The 11,595-nt window shown below is 73.1% G+C and carries 2 protein-coding genes; both read left to right on the top strand.

The window, feature by feature from the left end; translation table 11 throughout:
• Positions 1-38: 38 nt before the first annotated feature.
• Positions 39-10,667 carry a non-ribosomal peptide synthetase gene (locus A8W25_RS14335; RefSeq protein ID WP_067161322.1) on the top strand — a complete coding sequence of 3,543 codons (10,629 nt, stop codon included), beginning with the start codon at positions 39-41 and terminating at the stop codon, positions 10,665-10,667.
• Positions 10,668-10,693: 26 nt separating this feature from the next.
• The coding region (locus tag A8W25_RS14330) for a phosphopantetheine-binding protein (RefSeq protein WP_234386452.1) at positions 10,694-11,595 on the top strand (902 nt) is incomplete at its 3' end.

Raw genomic sequence — 11,595 nt, 5'->3', positions numbered from 1 at the left:
GGCTCGCCCCGGCCCCGACGGCGGCGGCCCGGGCCGCCGTGCCCGCGCCGGCACCCCGTCCCGCCGGGGACGGTGGTGTCCGCGATCTGCTCCTGGACGCCCTCGCCGCGCAGCTGGACGTGGATCCCGCCGAGGTCCGCACCGATGTGGACTTCCCCGCCCTCGGCCTCACCTCGATGGGGCTGGTGCGACTGGCCAAGGAGATCCAGCGCGATCTCGACCCGGGGTTCGAGTCCGCGCTGCTCTTCGAGCACGCGACGGTCGACGAGCTGGCTGCCCACTTCACCGGACAGGTCGCCGCTGTGGCGCCGCAGCCGGTGGCGCCCGCCGCGCCCTACCCGCTCTCCGAAGGTCAGCAGGGGCTCTGGACCCTGCAGAAGGCGTCCCCGGAGTCCGGTGCGTACAACGTGCCGCTCTGCTTCAAGACCACCGGCTTGGACATCGGCGCCCTGCGGGCCGCGTTCACGCGGGTCCGGGCTCGGCACCAGGTGCTCGGCGCGGCCGTCGAGGTGGCGGGCGGCAGCCTCCTGCTGGCCCCACAGCAGTACGGACAGCCGGTGGTGACGGAGCATCACCTGTCTGTGTCCGACGAGAGCGAGGCGCTCGCGCTGATCCGCGCGCACGCCAAGGAGCCGTTCGACCTGGAACGCGGCCCGCTCTGCCGCCTCGATGTCTTCCACGGGCCGGGCGCGGTGGCCTGGGTGCTCCTGAACACCCATCACCTCGTCCTCGACGGGGCCTCCGCCGTGGTGCTGGTCAAGGACCTGCTCGCGGCATACACGGCGCTCACCGAGGGCGGGACCCCCGACGCGCCGCGCCCGAGCGCCCCCTACGAGGAGTTCGTGGCCGCCGAGGCCGAGGCGCTGGGCGACGCCGGGGCCGACGAACGTCTGGCGTACTGGCGCGAGCGGCTCTGCCAGCCCCTGCCCGCGGTGACGCTGCCCGCCGACCGGCCGCGCCCCACCGGCTCCGGCGCCGGGGCCACCGCCACCCGGCGCCTTTCGGCCGGACTCGGCGCGCGCATCCAGGAGTTCGCGCGCGGTCGGCGGGTCTACGCCTGTGCCGCCTACCTCGCCGCGTTCAAGGTCCTGCTGCGCCAGTACACCCAGCAGGACGACGTGATCGTCGGCATGCCGGTGAGCACCCGGCCCGCGAGGGGCTTCGAGCGTACGGTGGGCCACTTCGTCAACATGCTGCCGGTCCGCAGCCGCGTCAGCGGCGCGGCGCGCTTCGCCGACCTCTGCAAGGAAGTCCAGAAGAACCTGGTCAACGACCTCGCCCATAACTACCCGTTCACGGCTCTGGTGCGCGAGCTCGGGCTCTCCACGGGCGACGGCGGCGCGCCGGTCTTCCGGTACGCGTTCATGTACCAGGACTGGCACGAGGACGTCACCGCCGGTGCCCCCGCCTTCTCCTACGTCGAGGGCGTCCACCAGGAGGGCGAGTACGAGCTCGTCCTGGAGGTCGTCGAGCCCGCCGGGCCCGACGGGTCCTGGACCGTCAACTGGAAGTACGACACCGCCCTGTTCGACGCCTCGACGGCCGAGCAACTGCTGCGCCAGTACGTTCACCTGCTGGAGAGCGTCCCGGCCGACCCGGAGCAGCTGGTCGACGCGTGCTCGCTGCTCTCACCCGAGGAGCGCCACACCCTCACCGTCGAGTGGAACGCCACCGAGGCCGCCCACCCCGAGCGGCCGGTGCACGAGCTGTTCGCCGAGCAGGCGGTCCGCACCCCGGACGCGCTCGCGGTCGTCGCCGGACAGGATTCCCTCACGTACGCGGAGCTCGACGAGCGCTCCGGCTCGCTCGCGGGCCATCTGGCGGACCTCGGTGTCGGCCCCGGCAGTCTGGTCGCGGTGTACCTGGAGCGCTCGCCCGAGCTGCTGATCGCGCTCCTCGCGACGGCGAAGGCGGGTGGCGCCTACATCCCGCTCGACCCCGACTACCCCCAGGACCGGCTCGCCTACATACTCGGCGACGCCCGCCCCCAGGTGGTCCTCACCCACAGTGCGCTGCGCACCCGGCTGCGCAAGCTCGCCGACGTGCCAAGGACGGTCCTGACGGACCGGCCGTGGCCCGCCGGCAACCCGGTCCGCGCCCGCGTCACCGCCGACGACCTCGCGTACGTCATCTACACCTCGGGCAGCACCGGCAACCCCAAGGGAGTGATGGTGCCGCACGGCGCCCTCACCAACTTCCTCTGCTCGATGGCGGACCGGCCGGGCCTGCGGGCCGAGGACCGGCTGCTCGCGGTGACCACCCACAGCTTCGACATCGCCGCCCTGGAGCTCTGTCTCCCGCTGGTCGTCGGGGCGCGCGTCCACCTCTGCGACGCCGACACCGCGCGTGACCCGGGCCGGCTCAAGGCGCTGCTGGGCGCGGTGCGGCCCACGGTGATGCAGGCGACCCCCTCGACCTGGACGATGCTGCTGCACGCGGGCTGGACCAACGACGAGCGCGTCCGTGTGCTGTGCGGCGGCGAGGCGCTGCCCGAGACCCTGCGCGAGGGCCTGACCGCGCTCGACTGCGAGGCGTGGAACCTGTTCGGGCCGACCGAGACGACCATCTGGTCGACGGCCGGGCGGATCGAGGCGGACGGCCGCATCACCATCGGCACGCCGATCGACAACACCCAGGTGTACATCCTGGACGGCCTGGGCCGGCTCGCGCCCGCCGGTGTCCCGGGTGAGCTGTGCATCGCGGGTGCCGGGCTCGCCAAGGGCTATCTGAACAAGCCGGAGCTGACGGCCGAGCGCTTCCCCGAGAACCCGTTCGCGTCCGGCACCCGGATGTATCGCACCGGCGATCTGGCCCGACGGCTCAGCGACGGCCGGATCGAGTGCCTGGGCCGCATCGACTCCCAGGTGAAGATCCGCGGCTTCCGGGTCGAGCTCGGCGAGGTCGAGCACGTCCTCGCCGGGCACCCGGCCGTGCGCGAGTGCGTCGTGGTGGCCCGTACGCGTGCGGAGAGCAAGCAGCTCGTGGCGTACTACGTCCCGGCGGCGGGCCCGGTGGCGGCCGAGGAGCTGACCGGGCATCTGGCCAGGAAGGTCCCGCCGTACATGGTCCCGTCGTTCGTCCTGCCCATCGACGCGCTGCCGCGCACCCCCAACGGCAAGGTCGACCGCAAGGCCCTGGAGGAGCGTCCGGTGGTGCTGGCCAGGACCCGGACGGGCGCCACCCGGCCCATCGAGGCGGCACCCGGCTCCCCGCTGCCGCACGAGGGCGATGTGCTCGCCCTGTGGTGCGAGGTGCTCGGCGTCGACGACCTCGGCCCGACGGACGCGTTCCTGGACGCGGGCGGCAGCTCGGTCCTGGCGGCCGTCCTCGCGGACCGGGCCGCCAAGCGGTACGGCGTGCCGTTCACGGCGGCCGAGACCTTCAAGTGCGTCAACGCGCGGGGGATGAGCGAGCACCTGCGGGCGAGCGGCGGCACTCAGGCCCGTGCCGAGGCGGAAACCGTGCAGCCCGCACCGGCTCCTGCCGCCCATCTCACCGGCAGCGTCGCCGTCATCGGCATCTCCTGCCGGCTGCCCGGCGCTGAGGACCACCATGCGTTCTGGCGCAACCTGCTCGCGGGCGAGGAGAGCGTCGAGCTCTGCTCCGCCGACGAACTGCGCGAGCTGGGCGTCGACGAGAGCCTTGTCGCGCACCCGGACTATGTTCCGGTGCGCGCCAGCATGCGCGGCAAGGGCTTGTTCGACGCCGACTTCTTCCAGGTCTCGCCGCGCGACGCGGAACTGATGGACCCTCAGCTGCGGCTGCTGCTCCAGCACTCCTGGAAGGCCGTCGAGGACGCCGGACGGCTGCCCGGTGACATCACCGACAGCGCGGTCTACGTATCGACCAGCAACGCCCTCTACCAGGCGCCGCTGGCGGCCGGGAACGCGCGGCGCGACTCCGAGTCGCTGGTGAGCTTCCTGCAGGCCCAGCCCGGCACCATCCCCACCACCGTGTCGCACAGGCTGGGCCTGACGGGCCCGAGCCTGTACGTGCACAGCAACTGCTCGTCCTCGCTGGCCGGCCTTGCCCTCGCGGTCCAGGGCATCCAGTCCGGCCAGACCCGCCACGCGCTGGTCGGCGGGGCCGGAATGTACGCCGAGGACGCCATCGGCTATCTCTTCGAAGAGGGCATGACCCTCTCTTCCGACGGCCACTGCAAGCCGTTCGACGCCGAGGCGAGCGGGATGATCGGTGGCGAGGGCGTCGTCGTGGTCCTGCTCAAGGACGCCGCGTCCGCCGTCCGCGACGGCGACCACATCTACGCGCTGCTGCGCGGCGCCGGGATGAACAACGACGGCGACCGCAAGGCCGGTTACTACGCGCCGAGCGTGGCGGGGCAGGCCGAGCTGGTCTCGGCGGTCCTGGACCGCGCCGGAGTGCACCCCGAGAGCATCGGCTACCTGGAGGCGCACGGCACCGGCACCCGGCTCGGCGACCCCATCGAGGTCATGGCCGTCTCCGAGGCCTACCGCCGCCACACCGACCGCACCGGCTTCTGCGGCATCGGCTCCGTCAAGTCCAACCTCGGCCACCTGGACGCGGCGGCCGGGCTCGCCGGTCTCGTCAAGACCGCCCTGGTCGTCGGCAACCGGCGGATCCCGCCGACCGTCAACCACCGCGTGCCCAACCCGCAGATCGACTTCGCCGGCTCGCCGTTCTACGTGGTGGACCGGCTCGTCGAGCACGCCCCCTCCGCCGAGCCGATGCGCGCGGCCGTCAGCTCGTTCGGCATCGGCGGCACCAACGTCCACGCCGTCCTGGAAGAGGCGCCCCCGCGCGGCGCCGAGGACGCCGTCCTCGCCGGTCCGCGCCTGGTACCGCTGTCGGCGCGCGGGCCGGAGAACCTGCGCCGGTACGCGGACGACCTGGCCCACCGGCTCGCCGAGCTGGAGGAGACGGGCCCGAGCGCCCGCCGCCTCGCCGACGTCGCCTTTACCCTCCAGGTGGGCCGCACCCAGCAGCCCGAGCGCGTGGCGTTCGTGGTGAGCGACGTGCGTGAACTCATCGACGCCCTGGGTGACTTCGCCTCCGGTGCGGAGCAGCGGGTGTACGGCGCCGACAGCGCCCTGGCACACGCCGCCCGGCAGTGGGTGGACGGTGCCGAGGTGCACTGGCCGCACCCGGGCGAGGCACACCCGCCGCGCCGGATCAGCCTGCCCACGTACCCGTTCACCGAGGAGTACTTCTGGCTGCGCGGCGAGGAGGCCGCGGCGCCGGAACGCACCTCGACCGGTGTGTCCCGCAAGGGAAGTGACGGCTCGTCGGACCTGGACTTCTTCGAGGAGCGCTGGGTGCCGACGGCCGCCGCCCCCGTCCCCGACGCCCCCGCGTCCGAGGCGCGGGTCGTCCTGTGCTTCCTCGACGGGGCGGCGGAGCGGGCCGCGTACGAGCGGTCCCTGCGCGAGTGCGCGCCCGGCGCCGAGCCGGTCTTCGTCGGCACCGGGTCCCCGTATCCGGTGGACCGCGACGACGAGCGCAGCTGGAAGCGTGCGCTCGGGGCGGTCGCGGCCGAGTACGGGCGCGTCGACGCGATCCACTACCTCTGGCCGACCGGGCACGGCGACGGCGGGCCGGGCGAGCTGTCGCCCCTGCTGCGCGAGCTGCGCGATGTCGCCTCGCTGCTCCGAGCCGTGGTCGCTGCCCGTCTTGAGGTGCCGCACCTGCTGGTGGCCGGGCACTTCCGTGACGCCGCGGAACAGGCCGCCCTCGACGCCCTGATCGGCTACGAGCGCTCGCTCGCCGAGGTGCTGCCGGGCACCGGCCTGCGCGTGATCCTGCACGAGGGTGCGATCGACGCGTCCCGTTGGGCCGCTCTGCTCTTCGCCGAGCAGTGCCAGGAGGACCCGGCGAGCGTGCTCTACCGGGCGGACGGCGTGCGCCGGACCTGCCGGGTCGAGCGCGTCGACGCCCCGGCCCGGCCCGCCCGGAGTGTGTTGCGCGAGGGCGGAACGTACCTGCTGACCGGTGCCTTCGGCGGCCTCGGCCGCCGCCTGGCCGAGTACCTGGCGCGCGAGTACCGTGCCCACCTCGTCCTGCTCGGCCGTTCGGAGATCGGCGCGGCCGAGGAGGCCTGGGCCGAAACTCTGCGGCGCTCCGGCAGCCGGGTCATCTGCCGCCGAGCCGATGTCAGCGACCCGAGCGCTCTGGCCGGACTGCGGGCGAGCCTGCCCGAGGAGCTGCGCGCCATCGACGGCGTCCTGCACCTCGCGGGCGCGGCCGAGTCGGTCACCCTGCCGGCGAAGACCACCGCATCCATCGATGCGGTGCTCGGCGCGAAGGCGCACGGCACACTCGCTCTGGAGCGCGCCCTCGACACCGGACGCCTTGACTTCGTCTGCCACTTCTCTTCCGCCGCCGCCGTCCTCGGCGACTTCGGCAGCGGCGACTACGCGGTGGCCAACCGCTTCCAGGCGGCCTACGCGCGCGCCCTCGGCGAGCGGCCGACGCGACACCGGACGCTCGCGATCCAGTGGCCGCTGTGGGAGGAGGGCGGCATGGGCGCGTCCGCGCAGCGGAGCGCGGACCCGGAGTTCATCGACACCTACCTCCGCACCAGCGGCCGGGGGGCGCTGGAGACGGCGGCGGGACTCGACGCGTTCGAGCGCTTGCTGGCGGCCGGCCTCGCCGCGCCGATGGTGCTGCGGCCCACCGCGCAGGCGCCGGCGATCGGCGCGGGCTCGGTGCGACCGGCCGCGCGGCCGGAGCGGCCCGCGCCCGCCGCACGTACGCGGGCCCCGAAGACCGGTGAACTGACGTACGCGGTACGGGAAGTGGTCCAGCACGTCCTCAAGACTCAGGCGCACCGGATCGACGACCGCAGCAACTTCGTCGACCTCGGCTTCGACTCCATCCGCCTCACCCAGCTCGCCCACCAGCTCTCCGACCGCGTCGGGGTGCGGCTGCTGCCGACCGTCCTCTACGACCACCCGTCGGTCGAACGGCTGGTGGAGCATCTGGCGGGGGAGGACGTCCGGATGGCGGAGGAGACTCCGGCGGTGGCCGCCGAGCCGGTCGCGGCGGTCGAGCCCGCCGTCGGGGACGAGCCCGTCGCGATCATCGGCATGAGCGGGATCTTCCCGGGCTGCCGCTCGGTGGCCGAGTTCTGGGACGCGCTCGCCGACGGCAGGGACATGGTCCGCGAGCTCCCGCCGGTACGGTTCGGCGCGTCGGCCCCGGCGGAGCCGGACGGTGAGCGCTACCGGTGGATGGGCAGCATCGACTGGGCCGACGAGTTCGACGCCGCCTTCTTCGAGATCGCTCCCAAGGAGGCCCGGACGATCGACCCGCGCCAGCGCCACCTCCTCCAGGAGTCCTGGAAGGCGCTGGAGGACGCGGCGCTCGGCGCCGAGGAGCTCAGGGGCAAGCGCGTCGGCGTGTTCGTCGGCGTGGAGCAGGGCGACTACCAGTTCCTGGTGAAGGACGGCGGCAACGTCACCTCCAACCACGACGGCGTGCTGGCCGCCCGGCTCTCGTACTTCCTCGACCTCAAGGGCCCGGTCCTCGCCGTCAACACCTCCTGCTCCTCGGGCCTGGTGGCCCTGCACCAGGCCTGTCTGAGCCTGCGGCAGAAGGAGTGCGACATCGCGGTGGTGGCCGCCGCCAACTTCGTGCTCACCCCGCAGTCGCTGGACGCGATGAGCCGGGCGGGCATGCTGTCCGAGGCGGGCCGGTGCTTCACCTTCGACCAGCGTGCCGACGGCATGGTGCCCGGCGAGGCGGTCACCGCCCTGGTGCTGCGGCCGCTCGCCGCGGCCGAGGCGAACGGCGACCCGGTGCACAGCGTGATCGCCGCGAGCGGCCTCAACTACGACGGCCGCACCAACGGCATCACCGCGCCCGCCGGAGAGTCCCAGCGCGACCTGCTGTCCTCCGTCTACGAGCGCGGCGGCATCGACCCGAGGGACCTCGGCCACATCGTCACCCACGGCACCGGGACCAAACTCGGCGACCCGGTCGAGGTCAACGCCCTGCGCGCGGCCTTCCGTACGGACGCGGGCGTCGCGGAGCGCGGGTTCTGCGCGCTGACCTCGACCAAGACCAACTTCGGCCACACCTTCGCGGCGTCCGGCCTGGTCGGTCTGATGAGCCTGTCCGAGTCGGTGCGCCGGGGCGTCATCCCGGCGAGCCTGCACTGCGAGCAGGACAACGAGTACATCGACTGGAACGACAGCCCCTTCTACGTCAACAAGGCGACGAAGGAGTGGGTGACCCCGGCGGGTGTGCCCAGGACGGGCGCGGTGAGCGCCTTCGGTATGAGCGGGACGAACGCGCACGTCGTGGTACGGGAGTACGTGCCCGGCGCCGTGGCATCCGCCGCGGCGTCCCGTGCGGTGGGGCAGCTGCTGCCGCTGTCCGCCAAGACCGAGGCGGCGCTCGCCCAGCTCGTGGACCGGCTGCTGGACCTGATCGCCGACGGCGAGCTGCGCGACGCCGACCTGCCGGCCCTGGCCCGTACGCTCGGCGACGGCCGCCACCACTTCCGGCACCGCTGTGCCGTGGTGGCCGACACCCTCGACGAGGCGGCCGCACTGTGGCGCGGCTGGCGCGACGGCTCGGCCGGAGCCGGGTGCTTCGCGGGGACGGTCGCGCGCGACTTCTCGGCGCGGTCGGCGGACGGCGCGGACGCCGGGCAGGTGACCGCACCCGGCGCCGACCTGGACGCCACCGAGCGCCGCCGGGTCCTGTCCGCCCTCGCCGAACGGTATGTGCGCGGCCACGACCTCCCGTCCCCGGACGCGGAGACGGCCTCCCGCCACCCGGCGCGCCTGCGGCTGCCCACGTACCCGTTCGCACGGAACCGGTACTGGGTGCGCGAGGAGGCGCCGGTGGTCGCGGAGGCTGCGGCTCCGGCTCCTGCTCTGGAGCGGCTTGCTGCCCAGCCTCCGGCGCAGCCCGCTGACCGGGTTCCGGCCGCACCCGCGGTCCAGGCCTCGGCTCCGGCCGGACCCGCCGCCCCGGCGAAGCCCGTCGTGCTGGCCGACCTGGCCGACTTCCCGCACCGCCTGGCCGGGCCGGTCGAGGCGCGGCCGCACACCGTGACGCTCTCCCCGTTGCCCGTGCCCACGCGTCCCGTCACGCGGGAGCACGACATCCTGGAGGACCTGAAGTCGGCGGCCAACCTCGACTTCGGCGGCATGGTGGCGACCCTCAACCGGACCGGCGTGATGGTCGAGCACCTCATCCCGTACTCCTCGGAGTTCGCCGAATACGCGGGGCAGTGCGGCGGCGAGGTCCTCGACCTCGGCTGCGCCTACGGCATCGCCAGCATCGCGGCGCTGGAGAGCGGCGCGCGTGTGGTCGCGCTCGACATGGAGAAGAAGCACCTCGAAATCCTGGGACAGCGCGTCAACGACGATGCCCGCACCCGCTTGACGCTGCGTCAGGGGGTGTTGCCGGACGTCGACTTCGAGGACGGGCGGTTCACCGCCGTGCACGCCAGCCGCGTCATGCACTTCCTCACGCCCGAGGGCGTCGGGGTGACCCTGCGCAAGATGTTCCGCTGGCTGGAGCCGGGCGGAAAGGTGTTCCTGAGCACCGACTCGCCGTACTTCGGCTACTGGGCCTCCAAGGCGGCCGACTACGAGGCGCGCCGACTGGCGGGCGACCCATGGCCCGGCTACATCGAGGACGTGGCGGCCCACTTCGAGGAGGCCCACGTCATCGGCGGGCCGAGCCTGATCAACGCCCTCGACCCCGAGGTCTTCCGGCGGGAGTGCGAGGCGGCCGGGTTCGTGGTCGAGCAAGCCGGGTACTTCGGCGCCGTCGGGGTGGACCGGGGCTCGTACGGGGCGCCCGGCCCCGACATGGAACATGTCGGCATCATCGCGCGCAAGCCGGACACCGCCGGGGCGGCCCAGGCCCAGGTCCGTACGGCTGTGCCGCGCGACGAGACCGACCGCGCCGGTGACATCACCTACCGGGTGCGCGGCACCGGTACCACGGCTCTGGTCCTCATCCACGGTCTGGGCTGCGACATGACGTACTGGGAGCAGCAGGCCCAGTACTTCGCCGACCGGTACACGGTCGTCACGCTCGACCTCGCGGGCCACGGCGGCTCCGGCCGCGACCGGCGGCACTGGACCGTCGAGGCGTACGCCCGGGACGTGGCCGACGTCGTCGCCCGGGTCGCGGCCGAGGACGTGGTCCTCGTCGGCCACTCGCTCGGCGGGCCGGTCATGCTGGCGGCAGAGCCGCTCCTCGGGGGCCGGGTGCGGGGCATGGTCGGTGTGGACACGCTCCACACCTTCGACCCGCAGCCACTGAGCGCCAAGCAGCTGGACCGTTTCGTGCAGAGCTTCGTCGACGCGCCCGTACGGGCCGAGGAGCTCTTCCTCGACACGGGCCGGGCGGACCTCGTCGCCCTGGTCGAGCGCACGCGCGCACACGTCGGCGAGGCCATTGTCTCGGCGTCCTTCCGCGAGATGCTGACGTACCTCCAGCGGCTGCCCAAGCGGTTCGGGGCGCCCGTGACACTGGTCAACTCGACGTCGTGGATGCCCACGGACACGGCCTCGGCCGCGAAGTACGGCGTTGATGTCGAGTTCGTGGACGGTGTCGGCCACTTCGTGATGCTGGAGGCGCCCGAGGTGCTGAACGCCGCTCTCGAACGGCTGGTCAAGGGTTTCGGCGACGGCCGTGGAGCGAGCGGGGCCGCTGAGCGATGAACCGAGAAACAGGTATTAAGATCCCGATGAAGCGTGACCTGCGACGGTTCTTGCGAGAGACGCTGAGCGGCGTCCTGGGAACCGATCTGGCCACCAGCTCCGACAGCGTTGCCCTCGTGGAGCTGGGGCTCGACTCGATCAGCTGCGTTGTGTGGCTGCGCGAGGTCAACCGGACCTTCGGGCTTTCCCTCACGGTGGCCGAGGTATGCGCTCACCCCACGTTCGGCGAGCTGGCCGCCCTCATCCAGGGCGCCATGGGAGATCTGATGAGTGTCACGAGCCCTCGGTCTTCGGCTGCCCAGGTGGCCTCGTACCTGCGGCAGAGCCTGGCCGATGAGCTGGAGCTGGCGGAGCCGGACATCGACGACGACGCGCCGTTCGTCGAGCTGGGCCTGGACTCCATCACCGGCGTCACCTGGACCCGCAAGCTGAACACGCACTTCCAGCTGTCGCTCTCCGCGACGCAGGTCTACAGCCACCCGACGATCGCCGGACTGGCCGATCACCTGGTGGAATGCCTGGGCGGTACGGGTGCGCCGACGGCGGCCGAGGAGGCCGCCCCGGCCCCCACTCCCACCCCGGAGCCCGAGGCCGCGCACAAGGGCGGCAGCGGTGACGAGGAGCGCGCCGCGCTCGCCTCCTGGCTGCGCGCGAGCCTCGCCAAGGAGCTGGAGCTGGACGAGGCCGACCTCGACGACGAGACGCCGTTCGTCGAGCTGGGCCTGGACTCCATCACCGGCGTCACCTGGACGCGATCCATCAACACCCGCCTCCAGCTGTCGCTCTCGGCGACCACGGTGTACGGCCACCCGACCGTCGCCGCACTCGCCGCGTACCTCGCGGACGAGCAGCGGGCGGCGCTCCCGGCCGAGCCGGCGGGGGCCGACGTGCCGGTCGTCGAAGCGACCGTCGAGCCGTCGCCGGAGCC

Origin of the sequence: Streptomyces sp. ERV7 (assembly GCF_001653515.1) — a bacterium.
Taxonomy (GTDB): Bacteria; Actinomycetota; Actinomycetes; order Streptomycetales; family Streptomycetaceae; genus Streptomyces.
The sequence above is the reverse complement of the archived record's forward strand: the minus strand, read 5'-3'. Positions and strand labels throughout refer to the sequence as shown.